Raw genomic sequence first — 25580 nt, forward strand, 5'->3', positions numbered from 1 at the left:
CAGGGGGATCCATGGCACGACGCGCCCAAGGCGCCGGGGCAGAGGCGAAAGGCGGCCTCCTGCTCATCGCGCCGCCTGCGATCTATGCGCTTTTGCTGCTGCTTGCGCCGCTGCTGCTTCTGGTCGTCTACAGCGTCCTGACGGACGGCTATCTGGAGATTTTGCACCAGTTCACCTGGGCCAACTACCATGAGGCGTGGACCAATCCCCTGTATCGCGGGGTGATGCTGCGGTCGCTGGCCGTGTCGCTTCTGGTAACGGTGGCCACGGTGCTGCTGGCCTTTCCCGTGGCCTATTTCGTCAGCTTCCACGTGGAGCCAAGCCGCAAGTCCACCTGGCTGTTCCTGATCACCATTCCGTTCTGGACCAGCTACCTGATCCGCGTGTTCCTGTGGAAGGTGATCCTCGGCTACAACGGCGTGCTGAACGCGGGGCTGATGAAGTTCGGTGTCATCTCGGAACCGCTGACCTTCCTTCTGTACAACACGAATTCGGTCGTCATCACGCTGGCGCACGCCTATGCGCCCTTCGCGATCCTGCCGATCTTCGTGGCGCTGGAAAAGATCGACCGGTCGCTTCTGGAAGCCTCGCAGGATCTGGGGGAATCCCGGATCGTGACCTTCCTGCGCGTGACGCTGCCTTTGGCCATGCCGGGCGTGGTGGCGGCCGTCCTGATCGTGTTCATCCCCACCATCGGCGATTACGTGACGCCGCAGCTGGTGGGCGGGCCGGAAGGGCGGATGGTTGCGAACCTGATCCAGCTGCAATACCTGCGCCTTGACAATTATCCGCTGGGATCGGCGCTGGCGATTTCGGCCATGGGCATCGTGGCGGTGATCAGCGCGGTCTTCCTGCTGTTCACCCGCCGCTATCTGAAAGGAACGAAATGAGGGGGGGCATCTTCCGCATCTACACGATCGGCTATCTGCTGTTCCTGTATGCGCCGGTGGTGCTGCTGCCGATCTTCGCCTTCAACGACGGCACGGTCATCGCCTTCCCGCTGCAGGGCTTCACCACCCGCTGGTTCGTCCAGATGTGGAGCGAGCCGGGCCTGTGGCCCGCCCTGAAGAATTCCATGATCATCGCGGTGTCCACCGCCATCCTGTCGACGGTGCTGGGCGTGCTGGCGGCCCGCGCCTCCACCCGCTACCGCTTTCCGGGCAAGGCGCCGGTGATGGGGCTGATCATGCTGCCGCTGGTCCTGCCGGAAATCATCGTGGCCGTGTCGCTTCTGGTGGTGCTGCTGGGCCTGGGCGTGCCCTTGTCCATCTTCACCGTGATCCTTGGCCATGTGCTGATGACGACGCCCTTCGCCATCGCGATCCTCACCTCGGCGTTCCAGGGCCTTGACCGGTCGCTGGAGGAGGCGGCCTATGATCTGGGCGAAACGCCGTTCAGCGCCTTCCGGCTGGTGATCCTGCCCTTGGTGATGCCGGGGATCATCTCCTCCATGCTGATCTCGTTCACGCTGTCGTTGGACGAGTTCATCATCGCCTTCTTCCTTGGCGGCACGCAGGTGACGCTGCCCGTCTACATCTTCTCGCAGTTCCGCTTCCCGGCTTCGGTGCCGGTGATCATGGCCCTGGGCACGATCCTTGTCGCCCTGTCGGTGCTGCTTCTGACCGCTGCTGAATATTACCGCCGTCGCGGCATCGCGAAAACCGGCGGCAAGGATACCGGAGGCTTCCTGTGATCCCGAAATCCCCCAAGTCCGACAAGCCGATGATCGAGTTTCGGGACGTCCACAAGTGGTACGGCGACTACCACGCCTTGCGCGGCATCAGCGCCACCATCCGGGAGGGGGAGTTCTTTTCGCTTCTTGGCCCGTCGGGCTGCGGCAAGACCACGCTGCTGCGCACCATCGCGGGGTTCGAAGGCATCTCCGAAGGCGTCGTGCTGGTGGACGGGCGCGACATGGCGGACGTGCCGGCGAACAAGCGGCCCACCAACATGGTGTTCCAAAGCTATGCCATCTTCCCGCATCTGACCGTGGCCGAGAACGTGGCCTTCGGCCTGCGCCGCCAGCGTCTGCCCAAGACGGAACTGGCGCAAAGGGTGGAGGAGGCGCTGACCATGGTCGGCCTCAAGGGTTATGGCGCGCGGGCGGCGCATGCGCTGTCGGGCGGGCAACGGCAGCGCGTGGCGCTGGCGCGGGCGCTGATCCTGAAGCCGAAGGTGCTGCTGCTGGACGAACCCCTGTCGGCGCTGGACAAGAAGATGCGCGAACAGATGCAGGTCGAACTGATCCGCCTGCAGCGGCAGGTCGGCATCACCTTCGTTCTGGTCACCCACGACCAGGAAGAGGCGCTGGTCATGTCCGACCGCATCGCCGTCATGTTCGAAGGGGAAATCGCCCAGCTGTCGGACGCCGAAACCCTGTATCGCCGCCCGAATTCCCGCCGCGTGGCCGAATTCATCGGCACGATGAACTTCCTGCCGGCCGAGGTCCTGTCTGAATCCGATCACGCGGTGGAGGTGGAGGCGCAAGGCTTCGGCCGTCTGATCTTCACCCCGGATCAGGTCGCGGACGACGCCGACACGGGAACTGCCATCGGCTTCCGCCCGGAAATCCTGACCCTGCTTTACGAGGGCCAGACCGCTGCGGACCGTGAGGTGTCCGCCACGGTGGAGGAGGTCGTCTATTATGGCGACATGACCTATTACGACGTCCGGATCGACGGGACCGCAAAGCCTGTCCGCCTGTCCGCGCGCAACGTGTTCGGCCGCCCGGTCTTCGATCTGGGCATGCGCGTCCGCGTGGGGTGGAGCCCGGGCGCCCTGATCCTGTTCCGCTAGACGTCCTGCGGCAACAGGCCAAGGCCACGAAGATAGATCCCGATCCCGGCCTCCAGAAGATCCTCGGCCGGGAAGGGGGATCGGGCGTCGCCACGGGTGAACAGCTCCACGACCCCATGGCTCAGCGCCCAGACATGGGCCGAGAACATGGCCGGCGGCGGGCGCTTTTCCGGCGGGATGTGAACCGACAGCCGCGCGGCCGCCTGCTCCAGCACCGCCGTGCAGGTTTCGGCCGCCTTGGCCAGATCGGCGTGCCGCTGGACCGAGATGCCGCTTTCGAACATTGCCATGTAATGCCCGGGATATTTGCGGGCGAAGGCCAAATAGGCCCGCGCCACGGCCTCGAAGGCCGCCAGTGCGGACGGGCGCCCCTCGTCGAAGGCGAAGGTCATCAGCGCGCCGAAGATGTCATAGCCTTGCCGGGCCACCTCCACGATCAGTTCGTCCCGCCCGGCGAAATGGCGGTAAACGGCTGCGGGGGTCACGTCGGCCAGCTTCGCCGCTTCGGACAGGGTGAAGCCTTGCGGGCCCTTTTCCGCGATCAGGGCCAGCGCCGCCTCCACCAGCGCCTGGCGCAGGTTGCCGTGGTGATAGCCGCGCCTAGCCACGGATCTCCGGTCCCCCTGCGATGCGGGGATCGGGGGTGCCGATCAGGGCGTCGTCACGGTCTTCATAGGCGACGGCGCGCAGCACGGTCTGGATCGCGACGATCCGCGCCCGCTTCTTGTCGTCCGAGCGGATGACGGTCCAAGGGGCGATGTCGGTGTGCGTCCGCTCCAGCGTCTCGTCGATGGCCTGGGTGTATTCGTCCCAGCGGGCCAGCCCTTCGACATCGACCCGGCTCAGCTTCCACTGCTTCAGGGGATCGGCCTCGCGCGCAAGAAAACGGCGCAACTGTTCCGCGCGGCTGACGTTCAGCCACAGCTTCACCAGCACGATGCCTTCCTCCACCAGCATGCGCTCGAACTCCGGCGTCTGGCGGAAGAAACGTTCGCGCTCGGCGTCGGTGCAGAAGCCGAAGACCTTTTCGACCACGCCGCGATTGTACCAGCTGCGGTCGAACAGCGCGATCTCCCCCTCGGCCGGCAGGCGCTGGACGTAGCGCTGGAAATACCATTCCCCCTTTTCCCGATCGGTGGGGGAGGCGAGGGCCACGACATTGGCCACGCGCGGGTTCAGGTTTTCGCGGATCGCGTTGATCGTGCCGCCCTTGCCGGCCGCGTCGCGCCCTTCGAACACGACCAGAACGCGCTTGCCCGTCGCCTTCACGTCGGCCGCCATGCGGACCAGCTGGCGCTGAAGCCCGTCCATCTGCGCTTCGTAATCCTTGCGGCGCATCTCCTCCTCCCACGGCCAGTCGGCGGCGAGGATGTCGTCCTTGTCGGCCTTGCGGATGGCCTTGCGGATATCGGCGGGCGCGCCGTCTTCCAGATAACGGGTGATGGCACCGTCGAAGGGCAGGGTCATGGCAGGCTCCTTTTCGTGGATCGCAGGATGTCCAGCATCACTTGGCGCGCGCGGCGGCGCGGTCCACCGCGGCGACGGCTTCTTCGGGAATGACGTGATGCACCATGTGACCCACACCGGGGGCGGCCGTCACGCGGACATTGGGCAGCGCCGTCATCTGAAGGGCCTCGATCCGGTAATCCACGATCCCGTCCTTCAACCCGTGCACGATCTCGATCGGCATGTGCAGACGGCGGTAGTTCGGGGCCATAAGCCACAGATGCGCCTTCAGCGCGTTCAGCTGCCGCAGGTTCGCGCGGATCGTGTCCACCCGCAAGGCCAGTTCCGCGTCCGTGTCGGCGGCATAACCGGGCGGCGCCTCGTTCGGCTGGAACAGGTTGTCCACGACCCGGTTTAGCGCCCAGTCCGGCATGAAGGCCGCCACCAAGGGCTCCACCGTCGCCTCCCCCACGGGGGTGGAGGCGAAGCGGGACAGCCAGTCAAGGCCCCCGTCCCAAGGCAGCACCGCGCCTGCCAGCAGGACCACGGCGCGCGTATGGGCCGGATCCTCCAGCGCCCAGGCCATGGCCACGGCGCCGCCATAGCTGTGGCCCAGCACGATCGGGTCCCGCACGCCCAGCTGCGTCGCCGCCGCCCGCATGTAGTCGGCCTGCACCAGCGGGCTGTTGCCGTCCTTGCCCAGATCCGAGGAATAGCCGAGGCCCGGCCGGTCCAGCCGGATCACGCGATAACGGTCGGACAGGCGGCGGGCCAGATCCTCCATGTCGCGGGTCGATCCGCTGGCGCCGTGGATCAGCACCACGTCCGGCCCGTGGCCCGAAATCTCGGCATGGATGGTTGCATCCCTCACCCGAAGCAGTTGCCCGTGCGGGGGATTGCGCGCCTCGATCCGTTCGGCGCGGGCATTGGCCAGCGGCCCGCAGGCCCCCAGCAGCAGGCAAAGGCTAAGCGCCGATCGTTTGAATATCATAGGGCGTGGTCTGGTAGATCTCGTTTATCCAGTTGCCATACAGAAGATGCGCGTGGCTTCTCCAGCGGTTGCGCGGGCGTTTGGACGGATCGTTGTCGGGATAATAATCCTCGGGCACCGACACGGGCGTGCCGGAGGCCACGTCGCGGTCGTATTCCTGCTTCAGCGTGTCGCTGTCGTATTCAAAATGGTTGAAGATATACAACGCACGATGCGCCGCATCCTCCACAAGGCACGGCCCCGTGCGGTCCGAGCCGAGAAGTGTCACCAGCCCCGGCTTGCCGTCGATCTCGCGCTGGTCCATCTCGGTCCAGCGGCTGACGGGGATCACGAATTCGTCCGAAAAGCCCCGCAGATACGGCGAAGTGGGGGCAAGGTTGTCGTGGCGGAAGCAGCCGAAGGCCTTGGCGTCCAGCATGTGCTTCTGCACGCCGTGGAAGTGGTGGATCATCGCCATCCCGCCCCAGCAGACGCCGAAGGTGGAATGCACGTTGGTCTGCGTCCAGGCGAAGACTTCGCGCAATTCCTCCCAATAGGTGACCTGCTCGAAGGGCAGATGCTCGATCGGGGCGCCGGTAATGATCAGGCCGTCGAACTTCTCGTGCCGCACCTCCTCGAAGGACCGGTAGAACTCGGCCATGTGTTCGGCGGCCGTGTTCTTGGTCTGGTGTTCGGTCATGCGGATCAGGTGCAGGTCGATCTGCAGGGGGGTGGATCCGATCAGGCGGGCGAACTGGTTCTCGGTCTGGATCTTCTTCGGCATCAGGTTCAGAAGGCCGATGCGCAGCGGACGGATGTCCTGCATGGCCGCCCGGCCCGGCGACATGACCATCACGCCTTCGTTCGACAGGATGTCAAAGGCGGGAAGGTTTTCGGGCAGGGTGATGGGCATGATGGAACCTCGTTTCGAAGACGCGTATCTATGCGGGCGCGGCGGGATTTTCCAGCGTTTGCGCGATCAGGGCATTGAAACCTTCGGCATCGCGCAGTCCGGCCACCTGTTCGGCCGTCACCGTCACCCCCCAGCGGGCCATCGCGGCATAGCGCGGCTGCCGGTGGGCCAGCGCGCGGGCATAGGTCCAGCGGATGAAGTCGTCCGGATCGACCCGGGCTTCCGTCACGTCCTTTTCCGCCAGGTAGGCCGTCCAGCAGGCGGTCAGGAAGGCGGGCTGGTAATACATCGGCTTCGGCGCGCGATCAAAGCGACGGACGAGTTCGGCGGTATGCGCCTCCGACCCCTTGATCCAGACCATCAGCAGGTTCGACGACAGCTCTCGCAGGACGGGATCGTCGGGATCGTCGGGATCGACCACCTCGCAGATAGAGCCGCCCGAATCGCAGACGAAGTTGGCATAGCCGTAAAGCTCCCCCGCGCGGCGGATGAAATGCGTCGTGTCCAGAAGCGAGGCGATCTCGGCGTGCCGGTGCTGGTCCTGGCGGTGCCGGTATTCGTCGATGGGCAGGCCGCCCTTGGCCGGATCTCCGGGCTTACCCAGATAGGTGGACAGGGGGGCCAGATTCTCGAACGCGATGTTGGATCCGATATGGACCGAATCCGTCATCAGCAGTTCGCGCAGGAAGGGGACCTTCATCGCCTCCCGCTTGAAGTTGTCGGCGATGTGTTCGCCCATGTAGCGGGTGCCGATGCGGTAATCGACGGAATAATGGAACCAGTCGCCGCTGCCGCGCAGCAGGCTGGCGATGTGGGTCTTGCCAAGGCCGGACATGCCGAACAGCAGGACGCGCTTGGGATCGGTGCGCCAGGCGTCGGGGGTGGGCAGGGTCATCGCGGGCTCCGTGTTCGCAAACGGGAAAGAAGGCGGCCGTCCAGGATCAGAAGGCCAAGGCCGATGGCGGCGAAACCGGCAAAGGCGCGCAGAGGCAGAACTTCGTCCAGCACCAGCGCGCCCAGAAGAACGGCGATCGGAGCCACCAGCAGCGTGACAAGGCTGGTGTTGCCGGCGCCCGCCGTCGCCAGAAGACGGTAATAGATGAGGTAGGCCAGTGCCGTCGATGGTGCGGCCAGATACAGAAGCGCGAGGCCACCGGTCAGGGTGGGGACGGCAGGAACCCCCTCGACCAAGGCGGCCATCACCGTGGTGATCAGCGCGGAACAGCCCAGCATCCCCGTGGCCACGACCAAAGGCGAAAGGCCCTGGCCCACGCGCCGTCCGATCGGCCCCGACACCGCATAGCTGAGCGCGGCCCCCACCAGCGCCAGCTGCGCGACCGAGGTGAGGTCGATCTGCCCCAGCAGGCTGGGCCCGATGACGATCACGACGCCGGCAAAGCCCACCAGAACGCCCGCCAGACGCCGCGGCGTCAGCCGTTCATCCGCCAGCACCATGGCCGCGATCACCACGCCGAAGATCGCGGTGGACGCGTTGATGATGGAGGCGAGGCCGCTCGGGACCGTCAGCTCGGCCCAGGTGATCAGGGTGAAGGGGATGGCGTTGTTGAACAGGCCCAGCGCCATGAAGCCCGCCCAGGACTGCGCGTCGGTTGGAAGGCGCAGCCCGCGCCACCGGATGAAGGCCAGCAACAGCACGAAGGCCCCGAGGCAGCGCAGCGCGACCACCCAATGCGGGCCGGTGCTGTCCAGCGCCAGACGGATCGCCAGAAACGAGCCGCCCCAGAACAGGGCGACGGTGGCAAGATCGACCCAGCTGCGGGGGGAAAGACTGCGTTGTTCCATGCCGCAGTCCTAGCAGCCCCGTTTCCGCCGGGCGAGATGGAATCAGATCAGCGCCTGCAGCCAGTTCACGACGCCGTAGGGGCTGGGCAGGGCACCGAACGCCAGATCGGCCAGCGTCAGGCCCGTGGTGGCCGCCCAAAGGGTCAGAAGGACCGCCATCCGGCAGGGTTCGTTGCCCGACACGCGGAACATCGGGACCGGCATCGGCCCCAGCCACACCGCCCCCATCATCACCGTGTATTCCGCCGTTGCCAGCCATCTGGCGCTGCGCCTTGCAAAGTCGATCATCGTTTGCCCGATTGTTCTGATATGTCCGGGGCATACCACGCCCCTCCCAAATGGCACAGCACCGAGGGGGGAATTCACGAAAATTTTGGGAACCGCTGGCTTTGCGGTCGCGTTAATACCGCCGTTGTGCAGAATGCGGGCATGACCGGAATGATCTATGCCGCTGCCGCCCTTGCCGAAATCGCCGGATGCTTCGCCTTCTGGGCGTGGCTGAGGCTGGGGAAGTCGGGGCTTTGGGCGCTGCCGGGGGTGCTGTCGCTGGTCCTGTTCGCGCTGCTGCTGACGCGCGTGGAGGCGGACGCGGCGGGCCGGGCCTATGCGGCCTATGGCGGGGTGTATATCGCCGCCTCGGTCCTGTGGCTGTGGCTGGCGGAGGGCGCGCGCCCCGACCGGTGGGACCTGGTCGGGGCGACGTTGTGCCTGTGCGGGGCGGCGATCATCCTGTTCGCGCCCCGCGGCTAGGTCATTCCCACTCGATCGTGCCCGGGGGCTTGGAGGTGATGTCGTAGGTCACGCGGTTGATGCCCTTCACCTCGTTGATGATCCGCGTTGCGGTTTCACCCAGGAAGTCGTGCGTGAAGGGGTAGTAGTCCGCCGTCATGCCATCCACGCTCGTCACGGCGCGCAGGGCGCAGGCGAAATCATAGGTGCGGCCGTCGCCCATTACGCCCACGGTGCGGACGGGAAGGATGGCGACGAAGGCCTGCCAGATCTCGTCATAAAGACCGTGCTTGCGGATCTGGTCGATATAGACGGCGTCCGCCTTGCGCAGGATCTCCAGCTTTTCGCGGGTGATCTCTCCGGGGCAGCGGATGGCAAGGCCGGGGCCGGGGAAGGGATGGCGGCCGATGAAGCTTTCCGGCAGGCCCAACTCGCGGCCAAGGGCGCGAACCTCGTCCTTGAACAGCTCGCGCAGCGGCTCGACCAGCTTCAGGCCCATCTTTTCCGGCAGGCCGCCCACGTTGTGGTGCGACTTGATCGTGACCGACGGCCCGCCCGAGAAGCTCACCGATTCGATGACGTCCGGATACAGGGTGCCCTGGGCAAGGAAAGTCGCGCCGCCCACCTCCTTCGCGTGCTTCTGGAACACGTCGATGAACAGCTTGCCGATGATCTTGCGCTTCGTTTCCGGGTCCGACTGGCCTTCCAGTTCGCCCAGGAACAGTTCGGATTCGTCGGCATGGATCAGCGGCATGTGGTAGTGGTCGCGGAACATGGTCACGACCTGCTCCGCCTCTCCCTGCCGCAGAAGGCCATGGTCGACGAAGACGCAGGTCAGCTGGTCGCCGATCGCTTCGTGGATCAGGACGGCCGCCACGGACGAATCGACGCCGCCGGACAGGCCGCAGATGACCTTCTGGTCGCCCACCTGTTCGCGGATCTTGCGGATCGCTTCCTCGCGATAGGCGCCCATGGTCCAGTCGCCGGTGAAGCCCGCGAGCTTCACGAAGTTCTCGTACAGCTTGGCGCCCTTGGGGGTGTGGTGCACCTCGGGGTGGAACTGCACGGCATAGAAGTTGCGCGACGGATCGGCCGTCACGGCAAAAGGCGCGTTGGGCGAGGTGCCGAAGACCTTGAAGCCCGGCGCGATGGCCGAAACGTGGTCCCCATGGCTCATCCAGACCTGTTCGCGGCCGTCGGCGGCGCCGAACCAGCCCTCCAGCAGGGGCAGACGCTCCTCGGACGGGGTGACGAAGGCGCGGCCGAATTCCGCCGTGTTGTGCCCGCGTTCGACGCGGCCGCCCAGGCAGTGCATCATCACCTGCTGGCCATAGCAGATGCCCAGCATCGGCACGCCCATCTCGAACACCGAGGCCGGCGGCATCGGCGCCCCTTCGGCAAAGACCGAAGACGGCCCGCCCGACAGGATCACCGCCTTCGGCGCGAACTCGGCCAGGAAGGCGTCGTCGACCTTGTTGAACGGGTGGATTTCGCAATAGACGTTCAGCTCCCTCAGGCGGCGCGCGATCAGCTGCGTCACCTGGGAACCGAAGTCGATGATGAGAAGGCGGTCATGCTGGGTCATGGATCCGGCATTAGGCACAAAACCCCTTATTGGCAAGGGGTCAGACGAGCCTCGGTTGCAGCCGTGCCTCGGCCATCAGGGCGATCAGCAGCTCCACGTGCCGCGCCACGCAATAAGAGGCGTCGCCGGCCATGCGGGTCGCCTCCATGACGGCCTCCTGCTCCAGCAGGCGGGGCAGGGCCGATTCGGGGCGGGCGTGGTCGGTCAGGCGGCGCAGGTCGCGGTCGCGGCGGTAATCCTCGATCCCCAGACGGGCGGCGCGCACCAGAAGGCGGGGACGGGACAGGGCGGCCAGAAGGGTGCGGAAGTCGGTCATAATGTGTCTCCAATGTGGCAAGACACGTTATGCCGCAATTTGTCGGGTGTTGCCGAAGACGGCAAGGCTCCGCACGCTACAACGCAGCGTTGTTAACAGTTTTCCAATAAATTTAGTTGATAGGACCGAGGGTTAACCTTTTGCTAACCAACCAGCCTCATGGTCACATTGTGTCATAACTAAGGCCCATATGGGCTCAGGCAAGGATAATGTTCGATGGGTCATGCTGGGCCGATCCTCCCCGTTTACCCTGACTGGCTGCCGGCTGCGGCGCGCCTTTATCTTGATCACGTGGCCGGCGGGCTGTCGTTGCGGTCCATCGCGCGACGGGAAGGCGTTCACGCCTCCACCGTGCTGCGACAGGTCCGCCGCTATGAAAACCGCCGCGACGATCCTCTGATGGATTCGGCCCTCACACTCTACTCCGGCGCCAAGGATGCCCCCATGACGATGCCCGTTCGCCTGCCCGCCACCCCGGCCACCATCGACGCCGAGGCCCATCGCATCCTGCGCCGCCTGGCCGAGCCCGGAGCCCTTCTGGCCTTCGCCCCCGAGATGGAGAAAGCCGTCGTCCTGCGCGAACTGCCCAATGGCGAAACCGCGCGCATCGCCGTCGTCGCGCGCGAGGTGGCGGAGGCCTTCGTGCTGCGCGACTGGATCACCTGCCGCAAGGCCGGGCGGATCAGCACCTATGCCCTGTCCTCCGAAGGGCGCGCGCATCTGCGGCAGGGGCAGGGCATGGCCGAGGCGCCGGCCGGCTTCGACTGGAACGGGGCGGAGGCGGAGGAGCGATTTCCCCGTTACGGCCATGTGGAAACGCCCGTGGCCCAGATGGGCCGCCGCCGCGACAAGGACGGCCAGCCCTTCCTGTCGCCGGAACTCGTGTCCGCAGCGGAGCGGCTGCGTGAGGATTTCGAATTGGCGCAGATGATGCCGAACACGACGCAGAACTGGGAACGGTTCCTCGACGGCGGCGCGCGCGGCACGGGCGGCGGGGCGGGCGGTTTCGGGCCGGCGGCGGCGCGCGAACGCGTGGCGATGGCGCTGCGCGATCTGGGCCCCGGCCTTGGCGACGTGGTGCTGCGGGTCTGCTGCTATCTGGAAGGGCTGGAGGCCTGCGAGAAGCGCATGGGCTGGGCCGCGCGGTCGGGCAAGGTGGTGCTGCGCATCGGGCTGGAGAGGTTGCGCCGCCACTACGCGGAACATCACGGCCGGGGGCCGATGGTGGGATGAAGAAAAGGGGGCCATTCGGCCCCCTTTGTCGTTTACTCGGCCGCTTCGACCGGCGTGTCCTGTGTGACAGAGATGGCGTTCACGTCGCTGTTCTTTTTCAGCGAAGCTCGGACGCCGGCCTCGTAGTCGGAATGCACGCGGCCCAGCACGGCCAGCCAGCGTTCCTTAACCGCGTCCGAGCAGGGGCCCATGGCTGCCCCCATGTTGTCGAACAGGCGCTGCTTTTCATCCGCAGGCAGCAGGTTGAACAGCGCGCGCGGCTGCACGTAGTCGGCGTCCGAATCTTCCTGCACATACCGGTCCGCATCGCCCGAGATCTTCAGCGGCGGTTCCTGCACGCCCGGATCGGCCACCGGGCCGCCATGCTGGTTCGGCTCGTAGTAGGCGTCGGGATTGCCGAAATCGTTGGTGAAGAAGCGCATCGGGCCGTCCTTGTGATAATGGTTCACAGGGGCGTTCTTGGCGGCGTTGGCGGGCAGCGCCTCGTAATGCGTGCCCAGACGGTAACGGTGCGCGTCGGCATAGGAGAAGATGCGCGCCTGCAGCATCTTGTCGGGCGAGAAGCCGATCCCCGGCACCACGTTGGACGGGCTGAAGGCCGCGTTTTCCACGAAGACGAAATAGTTCTCGGGGTTGCGGTTCAGCTCCATCTCGCCAACCTCGATCAGCGGATAGTCGGCATGCGGCCAGACCTTGGTCAGGTCGAACGGGTTGTAGGGGGTGGTCAGCGCATCCTCTTCCGGCATCGCCTGGATGTGCAGCTTCCATTTCGGGAAGCGCCCCTGGTCGATCGCGTTGTAGAGGTCTTCCTGATAGCTTTCGCGCGTCTTGCCGATCAGCACCTCGGCCTCGGCGTTGGTGTAGTTGCGGATCGGCTGTTCGCAGCGCCAGTGGAACTTCACCCAGTGGCGCACGCCGTCCTTGTTCCAGACGCTGAACGTGTGGGAGCCGTAGCCGTGCATGTGCATCGGGTTCACCGGAATGCCCCGGTCCGACATCAGGATCGTCACCTGGTGCACCGATTCGGGCTGGGCCGACCAGAAGTCGAACATCGCCTCGGGCGAGCGCAGGTTGGTCTTCGGGTGCCGCTTCTGGGTGCGGATGAAGTCGGGGAACTTGATGCCGTCGCGGATGAAGAAGATCGGGGTGTTGTTCCCCACGATGTCCCAGTTGCCTTCCTCGGTGTAGAACTTGACGGAGAAGCCGCGCACGTCGCGTTCGGCGTCCGCCGCACCCTGTTCACCGGCCACGGTCGAAAAACGGGTCAGCACCTCGGTCGTCTTGCCGACGGTGTCGAACACCTTCGCGGCGGACAGGTGGGTGATGTCCTTGGTCACCTTGAAGGTCCCGAAGGCGCCCCAACCCTTGGCATGCACCACCCGCTCCGGAATGCGCTCGCGGTTCTGGTGGGCCAGCTTTTCGATCAGTTGATAATCCTGCAACAGCACAGGGCCACGCGCGCCGGCGGTCTGGCTCGTGCTGTTGGAGGCGACAGGGGCGCCTGCCGTCGTGGTGAGGCGGGGTCTGGAATCGTTCGTCATCTTTTACGTCTTTCACGAGTGGCAGTCCCCCGCTGGATGCCGCATGTTCGTCATAAATAAAAATAGAATTTACTTTGGGTATCGATCAGATTAGCTGATGAGGATGCTGACCCTTCGCCAATTGTCCTACTTCCTCGCGCTGGCCGAAACGCGCCATTTCGGGCGGGCGGCCGCGCGGGTGCATGTCACCCAACCCGCCTTGTCCATGCAGATCCGCGAGATGGAGGCGGGCCTTGGCGTCCCGCTCATCGAACGGGGCCGCACGATCCAGTTGACCCCGGCGGGGCGCGAGGTGGCGCGCCGCGCCGCGCGCGTTCTGGCCGACGTGATCGAGATCCAGGCGATGGCCCGGCGGCAGGCGCTGGGCGGACGGCTGAACATCGGCATCATCCCCACGGTGGCCCCTTATCTTCTGCCCGACCTGCTGCCCCGCCTGCCGCTTCAGCTGCGGCTGAGGGAGGCGCAGACGGATCGGCTTCTGGCGGGGCTGGAGGATGGGACGCTGGACGCCATCGTGGTGGCGACGGCGGTGGGCGCGTCCGATCTGGTGAAGGTTCCGCTGTTCCGCGACCACTTCCTGCTGGCCGGCAGCGCCGCCCGGCTGGAGGCTTTGGGATCCGTCGAAGCGCTCCGGCCCGTCGCGCTGGACCCCGAGGATCTGCTGCTGCTGGACGAAGGTCATTGCCTGGCCGATCAGGCGCTGGAGGTCTGCGGGCTGGAGCGGCGGGGAACGCGGCTGGACCTCGGCGCCTCCTCCCTGTCGACGCTGGCGGGGCTTGTAGGGCAGGGGGTGGGCTTCACCTTCCTGCCGGAAATCGCCGTCCCGACCGAACGGGCGGCGCATCCGCGGGTGCGGGTGGTGCGGTTTGCCGACCCGCAACCGTCGCGCGACGTGGCGCTGATCGGGCGGGCCGGCGCGGCGGCGGAGCCCTGGTTCACCACCCTGGCAGGGGCGCTGAAACAGGCGGCGGACCAGCGGCTGGCGCAGGTCCGCTAGGGCCTTCTCAGGCCGCCGTGGCCTTAAAGTCCTCGCGCAGCCAGTTCAGCAGGTTCTCGGGCGAGGATTCGCCATAGGGGTCGTCGGAGAAGTTGTCGCACAGGCCCGGCTCCTCGAACCACGCCTCCACCACGCCATCATTGATGATGGCGGCATAGCGCCAGGACCGCAGGCCAAAGCCGAGGTTGTCCTTGCGCACCAGCATGCCGACGCGGCGGGTGAATTCGCCCGAACCGTCCGGAATGACCTTCACGTTTTCCAGCCCCTGCGACTTCGCCCACTGGTTCATCACGAAGGCGTCGTTGACCGACAGGCAATAGATCTCGTCGATGCCGAAGGCCTGGAAGTCGGCGAAGCCCTTCTCGAACCCCGGAAGCTGGAACGTGGAGCAGGTGGGCGTGAAGGCGCCGGGCAGGGCGAACAGCACGACGCGCTTGCCCCCGAAGTAATCCGACGTCGTCTTCATCTCCCACCGGAACGGGTTCGGCCCGCCAATGCTTTCATCGCGCACGCGCGTCTGGAAGTTCACCTGAGGGAGTTTCACACCCGTCTGCATATTGTCGTCCTCTGGAGCAATGCCTGCTCCTCCCCGGCGGGAACTTTAAAGAGATGGGCACGAGGCTTCAAGCGGCTCCGGTTGCGCGGGCGGGCGTTTCGCCCTATGTCTTGGCCAAGCCAGCGCGAGGGAGGTTTGCCGTGCGCGATCTGAAGATTCCCGACCAGCGTCACCCCGAAAAGGCGCACCGCGCCGACAACGCCCAGCCGAAGAAGCCCGCGTGGATCCGCGTGAAGGCCCCGACCTCGGCCGGGTACAAGGAAACGCGCGACATCATCAAGGAAAACCGCCTTGTCACGGTGTGCGAGGAGGCCGGCTGCCCCAACGTGGGCGAGTGCTGGAGTCAAGGCCACGCCACCATGATGATCATGGGCGAGATCTGCACCCGCGGCTGCACCTTCTGCAACGTGGCGACGGGCAAGCCGCAGAACCTCGACGCGTTCGAACCGGGCCGCGTGGCGCATGCCGTGTCGAAGCTGGGTCTGAACCACGTCGTCGTCACCTCGGTGGACCGGGACGACCTGACCGATGGCGGGGCGGACCATTTCGCCCAGACGATCCGCGCGATCCGTCACCGATCGCCCAACACCACGATCGAGATCCTGACGCCGGACTTTTTGAAATGCGCCGACTCCGTGCTGGAAACGGTGGTGGCGGCCAAGCCCGACGTGTTCAACCACAATCTGGAAACCGTGCCGGGCCTGTATCTTGAGGTGCGTCCGGGGGCGCGCTACTTCCACTCGCTGCGCCTGTTGCAGCGCGTGAAGGAGCTGGACCCGACGATCTTCACCAAATCGGGCATCATGGTGGGCCTTGGGGAAAACAGCGCGCAGGTGCGGCAGGTCATGGACGACATGCGCGCCGCCGATGTGGATTTCCTGACCATCGGGCAATACCTGCAGCCGACGCCGAAGCACCACCGCGTGGACCGCTTCGTCACGCCGGAGGAGTTCGCGACCTACGAGAAGGCGGCTTACAACAAGGGCTTCCTGATGGTTTCGGCGACGCCCCTCACCCGGTCCTCCTATCACGCGGGGGACGACTTCCAGCGTCTGCGCGCGGCGCGTCTGGCCAAGCTAGGCGCCTGATGGGGGTTGCGTTTTTCCAGGGGGCGTGAAACAGGGAACCGTCAAACGAACCCTTCCAAGGAGATGCCCCATGGAGATTCGCGAGGCGCTTACCTTCGACGATGTCCTGCTTGTACCGGGGGCCAGTTCGGTCCTTCCGTCGGACGCCGACGTGTCCACCTACGTCACGAAGTCGATCCGCCTGAACATCCCGCTCCTGTCCTCGGCCATGGACACGGTGACCGAGGCGCGCATGGCCATTGCCATGGCGCAGGCCGGCGGGATGGGCGTGATCCACCGCAACCTGAACATCGAACAGCAGGCCGATGAGGTCCGCCGCGTCAAACGGTTCGAAAGCGGCATCGTCTACAAGCCGATCACCCTGCGGGCCGATCAGACGCTGGCCGATGCCAAGGCGCTTCAGGCCCGCTACAACGTGACCGGCTTCCCGGTGGTGGACGAGGCGGGCCGCGTGGTCGGCATCGTCACGAACCGCGACATGCGTTTCGCCTCGGACGACCGGACGCCGGTGTCGGTGATGATGTCGTCGGACAACCTCGCCATCCTTCAGGAACCGGCGGACCGGGAAACGGCGATCAACCTGATGAAGGCGCGCCGGATCGAAAAGCTGCTGGTCACGGACGGGCAGGGCAAGCTGACCGGCCTTCTGACGCTGAAGGACACGGAGAAATCCGTCCTGAACCCCAACGCCTGCAAGGACGATCTGGGCCGCCTGCGCGTGGCCGCCGCCACCACCACCGGCGATGCGGGTTTCGAACGCTCGATGGCGCTGATCGATGCGGGCGTGGACATGGTGGTGATCGACACCGCCCATGGCCATTCCGCCGGCGTCGCCAAGGCGGTGGAGCGGATCAAGGCGCTGGGCGGCAACATCCAGGTTGTGGCCGGCAACGTTGCTACGGCCGAGGCCACGCGCGCCCTGATCGGCGCGGGCGCGGATGCGGTGAAGGTGGGCATCGGCCCCGGATCGATCTGCACGACGCGCATCGTCGCGGGCGTGGGCGTGCCGCAACTGACCGCGATCATGGATTCGGCCAGCGGCGCGGGCGACATCCCGATCATCGCCGATGGCGGCATCAAGTTCTCGGGCGATTTCGCGAAGGCCATCGCGGCGGGCGCGTCCTGCGCCATGGTCGGCTCGGCCATCGCCGGCACGGACGAGTCTCCAGGCGAGGTGATCCTGTATCAGGGCCGCAGCTTCAAATCCTATCGCGGGATGGGCAGCTTGGGCGCCATGGCCCGCGGCTCGGCCGACCGGTATTTCCAGAAGGACGCCGCGTCCGACAAGCTGGTGCCGGAAGGGATCGAAGGGCAGGTGCCTTACAAGGGCACGGCGGCGGCGGTCATCCACCAGCTGGTCGGCGGCCTTCGCGCCTCCATGGGCTACACCGGCAACGGCACCGTGGCCGAGATGCGCAAGGGCTGCCAGTTCGTCCGCATCACCAATGCGGGGCTGAGCGAGAGCCACGTCCACGACGTGCAGATCACGCGGGAATCGCCGAACTACCGCATCGGCTAGGGGAACGGGCCACGCCTTCGGGCGTGGCCTTATCCGTTCTGGAACAGGGTCCGGATCTCGATCCCCGTTTTCCCGTCCAGGCAGACGATGTTGCCCGTGCCGATGCGCCGGTCGTTCACCAGGATGTCCACCGTCGTCGGCGTGGGGCGGTCCAGCGGCACAACCATGCCCGGCCCCATCTTGCGCAGATCGGCCAAGGTCACCATCGCGTCGCCGACATGGAACGTCAGGCGAATGTTCAGGGCGTCGAAATGGGCGTCATCCATGTCAGAGGCTTTCCGTCAGAAGCAGTGATCCGTTGTGGATGGCAGCGTGGGAACCACGCTTCTTGATAAGCAAATCCGCGCATCCTGCGGCACCGGGAAGAATGGGGGTCATCATACCCGCAAGGATGAAAAGGTTTCGTGACACTCCCGAGGCTGCGTCTCTCCTTGCGCGGGCGCTTGCCACGCGCCGTTCCCGAACCAGATGATTTCGAAAGACATCAATGGGGGAATGGTGATGAGCACTGGCGCGGACCAGACGGAACTGAAACGTGTCATGGGGCCGAAGCTGCTGCTTCTGTTCATCATAGGTGACATCCTGGGGACCGGCGTCTACGCCCTGACCGGTTCCGTCGCCGGAGAGGTCGGCGGCGCCGCCTGGGCGCCCTTCCTGCTGGCCTTCGCGGTCGCCACCATCACGGCGCTGTCCTACCTGGAACTGGTGACGCGCTATCCGCAGGCCGCGGGGGCCGCGCTTTACGCGCACAAGGCGTTCGGCATCCATTTCGTGACCTTCCTTGTTGCCTTCACCGTCATGTGCTCGGGGATCACCTCGGCCTCCACCGCGTCGAACGCTTTTGCAGGGTTCCTGAATGACGGGCTTGGCCTTGGTTTGGGCAAGGGCGGGCTGCTGGTCGTGGCGCTGGCGTTCATGGCCTTGATCGCTGCCGTCAACTATCGCGGCGCGGGCGAAAGCGTGAGGGCCAACGTGGTGCTGACCTGCGTGGAGCTGTCGGGCCTGCTGCTGATCATCTTCATCGGCCTGTTCGCGATGGCGCAGGGCCGGGCCGATTTTTCCGAGGTGATGGTCTTCCAGTCCGCCGATGAAAAGGGCGCGTTCCTGGCGCTGACCGCCGCCACGGCCATGGCCTTCTTCGCCATGGTCGGGTTCGAGGATTCCGTCAACATGGCCGAGGAAGTGCACGATCCCGTCCGCACCTTCCCCAAGATCATGCTGTCGGGGCTGGCGATCACGGGCGTGATCTACGTCCTCGTGTCGATCTGCGCGGTGGCGCTGGTGCCGGTGGGGGACCTTTCGGACACGTCGAAGGGCTCGGCGCTGACACAGGTGGTGCGGGCGGGGGCGCCGGGGCTGCCCTTCGACACGATTTTCCCGTTCATCGGGATGTTCGCGGTCGCGAACTCTGCCCTTATCAACATGCTGATGGCCAGCCGGTTGATCTATGGACTGGCCCGCCAGCGGGTGCTGCCGCCGGTTCTGGGGCGCGTCCATCCGGTGCGGCAGACGCCTTGGGTGGCCGTGCTGTTCACGACGGTGCTGGCTTTCGGCCTGATCTGCGCGGTGGTCCTGTGGTCCAACACCGGGGCGATCAGTCTCCTGGGCGGCACCACGTCCCTGTTGCTGCTGGGGGTGTTCACGATTCTCAACGTGTCGCTGCTGGTCATCCGCCGGACGCCGGCGACCGAACGCCACTTCCGCGCGCCCGTCTGGGGGCCTTGGGTGGGGGCGGTGACCTGCGCCTTCCTGGTAGGCCCTTGGGCGCGCAGCGCCAGCCAGATGGGGCAATACCGGATCGCCGGCTGGCTGCTGGGTCTAGGCGTCGTGCTGTGGGCGCTGACCTGGGCATGGAACCGGCAGACGGACGTGTCCGCCGGAACCCTGAAGAATGCGGGGCACCTGGACGAAGATCCGTCCGACGCCCCGAAACGCTGATCGCTCAGAACGGGATCTCGTCGTCGAAGTCATTGCTGCGTCCGCCGCCACCCTGCTGCGGGCGCGAAGACCCGCCGCGCGACGAGGATCCGCCCTGCGAACCGCCCTCGTAATCGTAGCCGCCGCCCTGTGAGCCGCCGCGATCCTCATACCCGCCGCCCGACGCGCCGCCGCCGTCGCCGCGGCCGCCCAGCATCGTCATGGTGGAGCGGAATGGACGCAGAACGACCTCGGTCGTGTACTTGTCGGCGCCGGACTGGTCCTGCCATTTGCGGGTTTCCAGCTGGCCTTCCAGATAGACGCTCGACCCCTTGCGCAGGTATTGTTCGGCCACGCGGACAAGGTTTTCGTCCATGATCGCGACGGAATGCCATTCGGTGCGCTCCTTGCGCTCTCCGCTGGCCTTGTCGCGCCACGTTTCGGTGGTGGCGATCCGCAGGTTGCAGACCTTGCCGCCGTTCTGGAAGCTGCGCACTTCCGGATCGCGGCCCAGATTGCCGACGATGATGACCTTGTTGACCGAACCCGCCATGCGCGTTTACTCCGTTTTTGGTTCGGAAAGGCTTACACCGCCCCCCGTTTCGACGCAATCCGCCGATGGCGCACGTGCCGCTGGCCTTGCACGCCGGTTCGTGTAAAGTGCCGGGCGGGACAGCGAAGGACGAACGCATGCGCATCATGACGCTTGCGGCCGCGATGGTGGTCATCACCTCGGGGCCGATCATGGCCGAGGGGATTTTCGCGAAACACCCCGTCTCGGCCCCACTTTCAAGGTTCAGCGTGCTCGACACCCGGGCGGCCCGGCAATATTCCGGCTCCGCCCGCCTGCAACCCCCGTCCGAGCGTGGGCAGGAGGTGGCGGTGACCAGCTTCAGCGGAACCTATCGCGGCAGCTATCGCGGACAGTATCTGGCGGCGGCCCGCGCCTCGGCCAAGAAGCACGGCGTCCCGGAGGAGTTGTTCCTGCGTCTGGTGCAGCAGGAATCCGGTTGGAATCCCGCCGCGGTGTCGCCCAAGGGCGCGCGGGGGCTGGCGCAGCTGATGCCCGGCACGGCGCAGCTGATCGGCGCGTCCATAGACAATCCGGAATCGAACCTCGACGGCGGCGCGCGTTATCTGCGGATGATGTATGACCGCTTCGGCAACTGGCGCCATGCGCTGGCCGCCTACAACGCAGGACCCGGCGCGGTGGAGCAGTATCGCGGGATACCGCCCTATGCCGAAACCCAGAACTACGTGCGGATCATCGCGGGCGGCTGAACGCCGCCCGTGTCTTCAGACCAGCGCGCCGTCGGCCGAGATGCGGGTCTTGCCGCCCAGATAGGGCCACAGCGCCTGCGGCAGGTCGACGGAGCCGTCCTCCTGCTGCCCATTCTCCAGCACCGCGATCATGCAGCGCCCGACGGCCAGGCCCGATCCGTTCAGCGTGTGGACGAATTCCGGCTTGCCGCCTTCGGGGCGGAAGCGGGCGTTCATCCGGCGCGCCTGGAAATCGCCACAGACCGACACCGACGACACTTCGCGATAGGTGTCCTGACCCGGCAGCCACACCTCCAGATCGTGGGTCTTGGTCGCGCCAAAGCCGATGTCGCCGGTGCACAGCACGACGACGCGGTAAGGCAGGTTCAGCTTTTGCAGGATCGCCTCGGCGCATTGGGTCATGCGCTCATGCTCGGCCGCCGACTGGTCGGGGGTGGTGATGGACACCATCTCCACCTTCTCGAACTGGTGCTGGCGCAGCATGCCGGCGGTGTCCTTGCCCGCGCTGCCGGCCTCGGACCGGAAGCACTGGGAATGGGCGGTCATGCGGATGGGAAGCGTTTCCCAGTCCAGGATCTCGCCCGCCACGGTGTTCGTCAGCGTCACTTCCGAGGTGGGGATCAGCCACCAGCCGTTCGTGGTCTGATAGCTGTCCTCGGTAAACTTCGGCAACTGGCCGGTGCCCAGCATCGCGTCGTCCCGCACCAGCACCGGCGTCCAGGTTTCCGACAACCCGTGCTCGTCCACATGCGTGTCCAGCATGAACTGCGCCAACGCGCGGTGCAGGCGCACCATCGCGCCCTTCAGCACCACGAAACGGCTGCCCGACAGCTTGGCCGCCGTGGGGAAATCAAGGCCGGGTTTCGCGCCCGCGATCTCGTAATGCTCCTTCGGGGGGAAGGCGAAATTGCGGGGGCTGCCCCAGCGGCGCAGTTCCACGTTGTCGCCCTCGTCCGCGCCGTCGGGCACGTCGTCGCGGGGCAGGTTGGGGATGGTCAGCAGCAGATCGCGCAGGCGCGCGTCCTCGGCAGCCGCTTCCTCGTTCAGGCGGGCGATGTCGGCCTTCTTCTGGGCAACAAGGCCGCGCAGACGCTCGAACTCCGCCTCGTTGCCGGCGGCCTTGGCGGCGCCCACGTCCTTGCTGGCGCGGTTCTGTTCGGCCTGCGCGGTTTCGGCCGCCAGGATGCGGCTGCGGCGCGCCTCGTCGATGGCCAAGATGCGCGACGACATCGGCTCGGCCCCGCGACGCGACAGCGCCGCGTCGAAGGCGGCGGGGTTTTCGCGGATGGCGCGGATGTCGTGCATGTCCCTGGCTCCTGCATGATGGGGTCCGGGTCTTCCTATGCCCGATCACGCGAAACGGGGGAACCGGAAAATCGCATGACAATCGCGTCAGGCATGGGGGCTTGCGCCCTTTTGCCCCAAGGGCGCGCGCTTGCCATCGCAGGGGGGGGCCATTAGGGTGCGCCACCGACAATCCGGGGCCGCGCCCCGCGCCAGACGAGGATAACGCATGTTCGCAACCCCCGCCTTCGCCCAGACGGCCGCCTCGGGCGGCGCCGCCGGCGCGCTGACCAGCTTCGTTCCGCTGATCCTGATCTTCGTGATCATGTACTTCCTGCTGATCCGCCCGCAGCAGAAGAAGGTCAAGGAACACCGCAACATGGTGGACCAGCTGCGCCGCGGCGACCAGGTCGTCACGCAGGGCGGCATCATCGGCAAGGTCGTCCATGTCGCCGAAGGCAACGAGGTTCAGGTGGAGATCGCCGAGGGCGTGAAGGTGAAGGTCCTGCGCCACACCATTGCGCAGGTCATCTCCAAGACCGAACCCGTCGCCTGACCCATTCCTGACCCGGACCTGAAGAATGCTGCAGATACCCACATGGAAACGGATCGTGATCTGGTCGCTTTGCGCCCTCGCGATCCTGTTCGCCATTCCCAACGCCTTCTATGGCCGGGTCGAGAACCACAATGACGCGCAAGAGGCGGTGGCCGCGCAAGGCACCGCCCCCACGCCCGAACAGCAGGCGGCCATCGACGGCTGGCCCAACTGGATGCCGTCCTCGCTGATGAACCTCGGGCTTGACCTGCGGGGCGGCGCCCATCTGCTGGCCGAGGTGCGGCTGTCGGACGTCTATGCCGACCGCGTGGACGCCCTTTGGCCGGAAATGCGTGACGCCCTGCGCGACGCGCGCGCCGAGGTGGGCGGCATCCGCCGCGTGGCGTCCGATCCCGGCACGCTGCGCATCCAGATCTCCAACCCCGACGGGATGGCGCAGGCGGTGCAGATCGCCCAAGGGCTGGCCCAGCCGATCCAGACGCTGACCGGCACCGGGCAAAGCGATCTGGACGTGCAGGGGCAGGGCGACACGCTGACCATCCAGCTGTCGGAAGCCGAACGCACCGCCACCGACCAGCGCACCATGCAGCAGAGCCTGGAGATCATCCGCCGCCGCGTGGACGAGGTCGGGACCCGCGAGCCCACCATCCAGCGCCAGGGCGACGACCGCATCCTGATCGAGGTGCCGGGCATCGGGTCCGCGGACGAATTGAAATCCCTGATCGGGACGACGGCGCAGCTGACCTTCAATTCGGTCGTCAACCGCACCACCGACCCCAACGCGCCGGTGGAGGCGGGGCAGGAGCTGCTGGCGTCCGAGAACGAGCCGGGCGTCTTCTACATCGTGCAGGCCACGCCCGTCGTGTCCGGTGAACAGCTGGTCGACGCGCAGCCCGCCTTCGACCAGAACAACGCGCCGGCCGTCAACTTCCGCTTCAACGGCGCGGGCGGGCGCATCTTCGGCGACTATACCGCGCAGAACATCGGCCGTCCCTTCGCCATCGTGCTGGACGACAAGGTGATCTCGGCCCCCGTCATCAACTCGGCCATTCCGGGCGGGTCGGGGATCATCACCGGCAGCTTCACGGTGGAGGATTCGACCGAGCTGGCCGTCCTGCTGCGCGCGGGCGCGCTGCCCGCCGGAATGGACTTCCTTGAAGAACGGACCATCGGGCCGGAACTGGGGCAGGACAGCATCGACGCGGGGCGCATGGCCTCCATCATCGGGATGGTCGCGGTGGTCGTGTTCATGGTCGCCTGCTACGGCTGGTTCGGCATGATCGCCAACATCGCGCTGACCATCAACGTGATCGCCATCTTCGCCGTCCTGTCGCTGCTGGGCGCCACGCTGACGCTTCCGGGCATCGCGGGCATCGTGCTGACGATGGGCACCGCGGTGGACGCCAACGTGCTGATCTTCGAGCGTGTGCGCGAGGAATTGCGCGCCGGCCGCAACCCGGTCCGCGCACTGGACGAAGGCTTCCACAAGGCGCTGTCGGCGATCATCGACGCCAACATCACGACCCTGCTGACCGCCGTCATCATGTTCGCCGTCGGCTCCGGCCCCGTGCGCGGCTTTGCCGTGACGCTGGGGATCGGGATCATCACCTCGATGTTCACCTCCGTCTATGTCGCCCGTTCGCTGATCGCCGCCTGGTACGCGTGGCGCCGGCCCAAGACCATCACCGTGTAAGGAGAAGCGGACATGGCCCTTCGTCTGAAGCTTGTTCCCGACAACACGAAGATCGACTTCTTCCGCTGGCAGTGGCTGACCTTCGGGTCGTCCATCGTCGTCATGCTCGCCTCGTTCGTCATCGTGGCGGTGATGGGGCTGAACTTCGGCATCGACTTCCGCGGCGGCACGACCATCCGCACGGAATCGTCGCAGCCGGTCGATGTCGGCGCGTATCGCGAGGCGTTGCAGCCCCTGGGCATCGGTGACGTCATCATCACCGAGGTGTTTGACCCCACCTTCCGCGCCGACCAGCACGTCGCCTCCATCCGGATCGAGGCGCAGGAAGGCAGCAGCGCCGCCAGCACGGAGTCGGTGGAAAAGGTCAGCACCGCCCTGCGCGGGATCGATCCGTCGATCACCTTCCCTTCGGTCGAATCGGTGGGCCCGAAGGTGTCGGGCGAGCTGGTGCAGTCGGCGGTCCTCGCCCTCGGCCTCGCGGCGCTGGGGATCGGGATCTACATCTGGTTCCGGTTCGAATGGCAGTTCGCGCTGGGCACGATCCTTGCGTCCGTCCACGATGTGCTGGTGACGGTGGGCATCCTGTCGCTGTTCCAGATGCGGTTCGACCTGACGACGGTGGCCGCGCTTCTGACCATCCTCGGCTTCTCGGTCAACGACACGGTGGTGGTGTTCGACCGGCTGCGGGAAAACCTGCAGAAGTACAAGACCATGCCCCTGCGCGACGTGATGAACCTGTCGGTGAACGAAACGCTGAGCCGGACCGTGATGACCGTGGCCACCACGCTGATCGCGCTGTTCGCGCTGCTGATCTTTGGCGGCGACGTGCTGCGCGGCTTCGTGTCGGCCATCATTTTCGGCGTGCTGCTTGGGACGTATTCGTCGATCTACATGGCCAAGAACCTCGTCCTCTGGATCGGCGTCAATCGGGAGCCGAAGCCGAAATCCAAGGCCGGCACCAAGTTCGCGGACATCGACGCCTGATGCCGATGATGGAAGAAATCTCCTACGCCGAGGCGCAGCCGATCGAGGGGTATGGTCCGGGCTTCTTCCGCATCGCGGGGCAGGCGCTGGAAGGACCGCTTCTGGTGTCGCCGTGGAGCACGATCGCCTGGGGCGGCTATGACGACGTGGCGCCGCTTCTGGCGCTGGCCGAACGGATCGACGTGTTGTTCCTCGGCACGGGGACCGACATCGCCCACGCCCCCCGCGCGCTGCGCCAGGCGCTGGAACAGGCCGGCGTGGGGGTGGAGGTCATGTCCTCCCCCGCCGCGTGCCGGACCTACAACCTGCTGCTGGCCGAAGGTCGCCTGATCGCCGTGGCGCTGATCCCCGTCTAGCGGGTCTTGACCGGGCG

At 66.0% G+C, this 25580-nt stretch carries 28 protein-coding genes; 14 read left to right on the forward strand and 14 right to left on the reverse strand.

What is annotated here, in order from left to right:
* Positions 1-11: 11 nt before the first annotated feature.
* Genes ACSHZY_RS07620 through ACSHZY_RS07630 form a run of 3 tightly spaced genes read left to right on the forward strand, consistent with a single transcriptional unit; the run spans position 12 to position 2796 of the window.
* A complete protein-coding gene (locus ACSHZY_RS07620; RefSeq protein ID WP_435167681.1) occupies positions 12-890 on the forward strand; it encodes an ABC transporter permease in 879 nt (292 codons plus the stop codon).
* Positions 887-1693, forward strand: a complete 807-nt coding sequence (locus ACSHZY_RS07625) for an ABC transporter permease (RefSeq protein WP_435167684.1) — start codon at positions 887-889, stop codon at positions 1691-1693. The genes ACSHZY_RS07620 and ACSHZY_RS07625 overlap by 4 nt, the downstream gene beginning before the upstream one ends.
* 29 nt (positions 1694-1722) lie before the next feature.
* Positions 1723-2796 (forward strand): ABC transporter ATP-binding protein, encoded by a 1074-nt coding sequence (locus ACSHZY_RS07630; protein WP_435167873.1) that lies wholly within the window; start codon positions 1723-1725, stop codon positions 2794-2796.
* Here the strand turns inward: ACSHZY_RS07630 and ACSHZY_RS07635 are convergent.
* The 7 genes from ACSHZY_RS07635 to ACSHZY_RS07665 are packed head-to-tail and all read right to left on the reverse strand — an operon-like array spanning position 2793 to position 8216.
* Positions 2793-3404, reverse strand: a complete 612-nt coding sequence (locus tag ACSHZY_RS07635; protein ID WP_435167687.1) for a TetR/AcrR family transcriptional regulator — start codon at positions 3402-3404, stop codon at positions 2793-2795. The two genes, ACSHZY_RS07630 and ACSHZY_RS07635, sit on opposite strands and share 4 nt — an antisense overlap.
* Positions 3397-4263 carry a polyphosphate kinase 2 gene (ppk2, locus tag ACSHZY_RS07640; RefSeq protein ID WP_435167690.1) on the reverse strand — a complete coding sequence of 289 codons (867 nt, stop codon included), beginning with the start codon at positions 4261-4263 and terminating at the stop codon, positions 3397-3399. Before ppk2 ends, ACSHZY_RS07635 begins: the two co-directional genes overlap by 8 nt.
* 37 nt (positions 4264-4300) lie before the next feature.
* Positions 4301-5233 (reverse strand): alpha/beta fold hydrolase, encoded by a 933-nt coding sequence (locus ACSHZY_RS07645; RefSeq protein ID WP_435167693.1) that lies wholly within the window; start codon positions 5231-5233, stop codon positions 4301-4303.
* Positions 5208-6125 carry a homoserine O-acetyltransferase MetA gene (gene metA / locus ACSHZY_RS07650; RefSeq protein ID WP_435167696.1) on the reverse strand — a complete coding sequence of 306 codons (918 nt, stop codon included), beginning with the start codon at positions 6123-6125 and terminating at the stop codon, positions 5208-5210. Before metA ends, ACSHZY_RS07645 begins: the two co-directional genes overlap by 26 nt.
* A gap of 28 nt (positions 6126-6153) precedes the next feature.
* The gene (locus tag ACSHZY_RS07655) at positions 6154-7020 is read right to left on the reverse strand and encodes an ATPase (RefSeq protein WP_435167699.1); all 867 of its coding nucleotides are present in this window, start codon (positions 7018-7020) and stop codon (positions 6154-6156) included.
* Positions 7017-7928, reverse strand: coding sequence for a DMT family transporter (locus ACSHZY_RS07660; protein ID WP_435167702.1), 912 nt, complete (start codon positions 7926-7928; stop codon positions 7017-7019). The genes ACSHZY_RS07655 and ACSHZY_RS07660 overlap by 4 nt, the downstream gene beginning before the upstream one ends.
* A gap of 42 nt (positions 7929-7970) precedes the next feature.
* Positions 7971-8216, reverse strand: coding sequence for a hypothetical protein (locus tag ACSHZY_RS07665; protein WP_435167705.1), 246 nt, complete (start codon positions 8214-8216; stop codon positions 7971-7973).
* Between the two features lie 141 nt (positions 8217-8357).
* On the opposite strand from ACSHZY_RS07665, the gene ACSHZY_RS07670 reads away from it, so the two are divergent.
* Positions 8358-8678 carry a YnfA family protein gene (locus ACSHZY_RS07670; RefSeq protein ID WP_435167708.1) on the forward strand — a complete coding sequence of 107 codons (321 nt, stop codon included), beginning with the start codon at positions 8358-8360 and terminating at the stop codon, positions 8676-8678.
* 1 nt (position 8679) lies between these two features.
* Here the strand turns inward: ACSHZY_RS07670 and guaA are convergent, their stop codons facing one another.
* Positions 8680-10242, reverse strand: coding sequence for a glutamine-hydrolyzing GMP synthase (gene guaA, locus ACSHZY_RS07675; protein WP_435167711.1), 1563 nt, complete (start codon positions 10240-10242; stop codon positions 8680-8682).
* Positions 10243-10282: 40 nt separating this feature from the next.
* Entirely contained in the window at positions 10283-10558 is a 276-nt protein-coding gene (locus tag ACSHZY_RS07680; protein WP_435167714.1) for a DUF6477 family protein, read from the reverse strand.
* 216 nt (positions 10559-10774) lie between these two features.
* Here ACSHZY_RS07680 and ACSHZY_RS07685 point away from each other — a divergent pair, with 216 nt between their 5' ends.
* Positions 10775-11791 (forward strand): DUF6456 domain-containing protein, encoded by a 1017-nt coding sequence (locus ACSHZY_RS07685; RefSeq protein WP_435167717.1) that lies wholly within the window; start codon positions 10775-10777, stop codon positions 11789-11791.
* A gap of 32 nt (positions 11792-11823) precedes the next feature.
* Here ACSHZY_RS07685 and ACSHZY_RS07690 read toward each other — a convergent pair whose 3' ends face one another.
* Positions 11824-13332 carry a catalase gene (locus ACSHZY_RS07690; RefSeq protein WP_435167720.1) on the reverse strand — a complete coding sequence of 503 codons (1509 nt, stop codon included), beginning with the start codon at positions 13330-13332 and terminating at the stop codon, positions 11824-11826.
* A gap of 97 nt (positions 13333-13429) precedes the next feature.
* Here ACSHZY_RS07690 and ACSHZY_RS07695 point away from each other — a divergent pair, with 97 nt between their 5' ends.
* Complete coding sequence (locus tag ACSHZY_RS07695) at positions 13430-14329, forward strand: LysR substrate-binding domain-containing protein (RefSeq protein ID WP_435167722.1); 900 nt, start codon at positions 13430-13432, stop codon at positions 14327-14329.
* A gap of 7 nt (positions 14330-14336) precedes the next feature.
* Here the strand turns inward: ACSHZY_RS07695 and ACSHZY_RS07700 are convergent, their stop codons facing one another.
* Entirely contained in the window at positions 14337-14885 is a 549-nt protein-coding gene (locus tag ACSHZY_RS07700) for a peroxiredoxin (RefSeq protein ID WP_435167725.1), read from the reverse strand.
* A gap of 140 nt (positions 14886-15025) precedes the next feature.
* Between ACSHZY_RS07700 and lipA the strand changes: the two genes are divergently transcribed.
* Both lipA and guaB read left to right on the forward strand, forming a co-directional pair.
* Positions 15026-15973 carry a lipoyl synthase gene (gene lipA / locus ACSHZY_RS07705; RefSeq protein WP_435167728.1) on the forward strand — a complete coding sequence of 316 codons (948 nt, stop codon included), beginning with the start codon at positions 15026-15028 and terminating at the stop codon, positions 15971-15973.
* A gap of 70 nt (positions 15974-16043) precedes the next feature.
* Positions 16044-17492 (forward strand): IMP dehydrogenase, encoded by a 1449-nt coding sequence (gene guaB, locus ACSHZY_RS07710; protein ID WP_435167731.1) that lies wholly within the window; start codon positions 16044-16046, stop codon positions 17490-17492.
* Positions 17493-17521: 29 nt separating this feature from the next.
* On the opposite strand, the gene ACSHZY_RS07715 is transcribed toward guaB, so the two are convergent.
* Complete coding sequence (locus ACSHZY_RS07715; RefSeq protein ID WP_435167734.1) at positions 17522-17758, reverse strand: FliM/FliN family flagellar motor switch protein; 237 nt, start codon at positions 17756-17758, stop codon at positions 17522-17524.
* Between the two features lie 235 nt (positions 17759-17993).
* Here ACSHZY_RS07715 and ACSHZY_RS07720 point away from each other — a divergent pair, with 235 nt between their 5' ends.
* Entirely contained in the window at positions 17994-19430 is a 1437-nt protein-coding gene (locus tag ACSHZY_RS07720; RefSeq protein ID WP_435167737.1) for an APC family permease, read from the forward strand.
* Positions 19431-19434: 4 nt separating this feature from the next.
* Here ACSHZY_RS07720 and ssb read toward each other — a convergent pair whose 3' ends face one another.
* A complete protein-coding gene (ssb, locus tag ACSHZY_RS07725) occupies positions 19435-19962 on the reverse strand; it encodes a single-stranded DNA-binding protein (protein WP_435167740.1) in 528 nt (175 codons plus the stop codon).
* A 137-nt stretch (positions 19963-20099) separates the two neighbouring features.
* Between ssb and ACSHZY_RS07730 the strand changes: the two genes are divergently transcribed.
* Positions 20100-20690, forward strand: coding sequence for a lytic transglycosylase domain-containing protein (locus ACSHZY_RS07730; RefSeq protein ID WP_435167742.1), 591 nt, complete (start codon positions 20100-20102; stop codon positions 20688-20690).
* Between the two features lie 15 nt (positions 20691-20705).
* On the opposite strand, the gene serS is transcribed toward ACSHZY_RS07730, so the two are convergent.
* A complete protein-coding gene (gene serS / locus ACSHZY_RS07735; protein ID WP_435167745.1) occupies positions 20706-21995 on the reverse strand; it encodes a serine--tRNA ligase in 1290 nt (429 codons plus the stop codon).
* A gap of 208 nt (positions 21996-22203) precedes the next feature.
* Here serS and yajC point away from each other — a divergent pair, with 208 nt between their 5' ends.
* From yajC to ACSHZY_RS07755, 4 genes are read left to right on the forward strand one after another with little or no spacing between them, the layout of a single operon-like run.
* Positions 22204-22530 (forward strand): preprotein translocase subunit YajC, encoded by a 327-nt coding sequence (gene yajC, locus ACSHZY_RS07740; RefSeq protein ID WP_435167748.1) that lies wholly within the window; start codon positions 22204-22206, stop codon positions 22528-22530.
* 25 nt (positions 22531-22555) lie between these two features.
* The gene (gene secD, locus ACSHZY_RS07745) at positions 22556-24223 is read left to right on the forward strand and encodes a protein translocase subunit SecD (protein WP_435167751.1); all 1668 of its coding nucleotides are present in this window, start codon (positions 22556-22558) and stop codon (positions 24221-24223) included.
* A gap of 12 nt (positions 24224-24235) precedes the next feature.
* Positions 24236-25207: a protein translocase subunit SecF gene (gene secF / locus ACSHZY_RS07750; protein ID WP_435167754.1), complete on the forward strand. Its 972-nt coding sequence runs from the start codon at positions 24236-24238 to the stop codon at positions 25205-25207.
* Positions 25207-25563: an Mth938-like domain-containing protein gene (locus tag ACSHZY_RS07755; RefSeq protein ID WP_435167757.1), complete on the forward strand. Its 357-nt coding sequence runs from the start codon at positions 25207-25209 to the stop codon at positions 25561-25563. Before secF ends, ACSHZY_RS07755 begins: the two co-directional genes overlap by 1 nt.
* Positions 25564-25580: the final 17 nt, after the last annotated feature.

The organism is Falsirhodobacter sp. 1013, assembly GCF_051195255.1.
Lineage (GTDB): Bacteria > Pseudomonadota > Alphaproteobacteria > Rhodobacterales > Rhodobacteraceae > Falsirhodobacter.

Coding starts and splice junctions, on each gene's coding strand:
- ACSHZY_RS07630 (WP_435167873.1), top strand. CDS start 1,723: ATGATCGAGTTTCGGGACGTCCACAAGTGGTACGGCGACTACCACGCC.
- ACSHZY_RS07685 (WP_435167717.1), top strand. CDS start 10,775: ATGGGTCATGCTGGGCCGATCCTCCCCGTTTACCCTGACTGGCTGCCG.
- secD (WP_435167751.1), top strand. CDS start 22,556: ATGCTGCAGATACCCACATGGAAACGGATCGTGATCTGGTCGCTTTGC.
- ACSHZY_RS07645 (WP_435167693.1), bottom strand. CDS start 5,233: ATGATATTCAAACGATCGGCGCTTAGCCTTTGCCTGCTGCTGGGGGCC.
- ACSHZY_RS07655 (WP_435167699.1), bottom strand. CDS start 7,020: ATGACCCTGCCCACCCCCGACGCCTGGCGCACCGATCCCAAGCGCGTC.
- ACSHZY_RS07730 (WP_435167742.1), top strand. CDS start 20,100: ATGCGCATCATGACGCTTGCGGCCGCGATGGTGGTCATCACCTCGGGG.
- guaA (WP_435167711.1), bottom strand. CDS start 10,242: ATGACCCAGCATGACCGCCTTCTCATCATCGACTTCGGTTCCCAGGTG.
- ACSHZY_RS07720 (WP_435167737.1), top strand. CDS start 17,994: ATGAGCACTGGCGCGGACCAGACGGAACTGAAACGTGTCATGGGGCCG.
- ACSHZY_RS07690 (WP_435167720.1), bottom strand. CDS start 13,332: ATGACGAACGATTCCAGACCCCGCCTCACCACGACGGCAGGCGCCCCT.
- ACSHZY_RS07665 (WP_435167705.1), bottom strand. CDS start 8,216: ATGATCGACTTTGCAAGGCGCAGCGCCAGATGGCTGGCAACGGCGGAA.
- ACSHZY_RS07700 (WP_435167725.1), bottom strand. CDS start 14,885: ATGCAGACGGGTGTGAAACTCCCTCAGGTGAACTTCCAGACGCGCGTG.
- ACSHZY_RS07660 (WP_435167702.1), bottom strand. CDS start 7,928: ATGGAACAACGCAGTCTTTCCCCCCGCAGCTGGGTCGATCTTGCCACC.
- ACSHZY_RS07755 (WP_435167757.1), top strand. CDS start 25,207: ATGCCGATGATGGAAGAAATCTCCTACGCCGAGGCGCAGCCGATCGAG.
- ACSHZY_RS07695 (WP_435167722.1), top strand. CDS start 13,430: ATGAGGATGCTGACCCTTCGCCAATTGTCCTACTTCCTCGCGCTGGCC.
- secF (WP_435167754.1), top strand. CDS start 24,236: ATGGCCCTTCGTCTGAAGCTTGTTCCCGACAACACGAAGATCGACTTC.
- ACSHZY_RS07625 (WP_435167684.1), top strand. CDS start 887: ATGAGGGGGGGCATCTTCCGCATCTACACGATCGGCTATCTGCTGTTC.
- guaB (WP_435167731.1), top strand. CDS start 16,044: ATGGAGATTCGCGAGGCGCTTACCTTCGACGATGTCCTGCTTGTACCG.
- metA (WP_435167696.1), bottom strand. CDS start 6,125: ATGCCCATCACCCTGCCCGAAAACCTTCCCGCCTTTGACATCCTGTCG.
- yajC (WP_435167748.1), top strand. CDS start 22,204: ATGTTCGCAACCCCCGCCTTCGCCCAGACGGCCGCCTCGGGCGGCGCC.
- ACSHZY_RS07680 (WP_435167714.1), bottom strand. CDS start 10,558: ATGACCGACTTCCGCACCCTTCTGGCCGCCCTGTCCCGTCCCCGCCTT.
- ACSHZY_RS07670 (WP_435167708.1), top strand. CDS start 8,358: ATGACCGGAATGATCTATGCCGCTGCCGCCCTTGCCGAAATCGCCGGA.
- serS (WP_435167745.1), bottom strand. CDS start 21,995: ATGCACGACATCCGCGCCATCCGCGAAAACCCCGCCGCCTTCGACGCG.
- ssb (WP_435167740.1), bottom strand. CDS start 19,962: ATGGCGGGTTCGGTCAACAAGGTCATCATCGTCGGCAATCTGGGCCGC.
- ACSHZY_RS07620 (WP_435167681.1), top strand. CDS start 12: ATGGCACGACGCGCCCAAGGCGCCGGGGCAGAGGCGAAAGGCGGCCTC.
- ACSHZY_RS07715 (WP_435167734.1), bottom strand. CDS start 17,758: ATGGATGACGCCCATTTCGACGCCCTGAACATTCGCCTGACGTTCCAT.
- ppk2 (WP_435167690.1), bottom strand. CDS start 4,263: ATGACCCTGCCCTTCGACGGTGCCATCACCCGTTATCTGGAAGACGGC.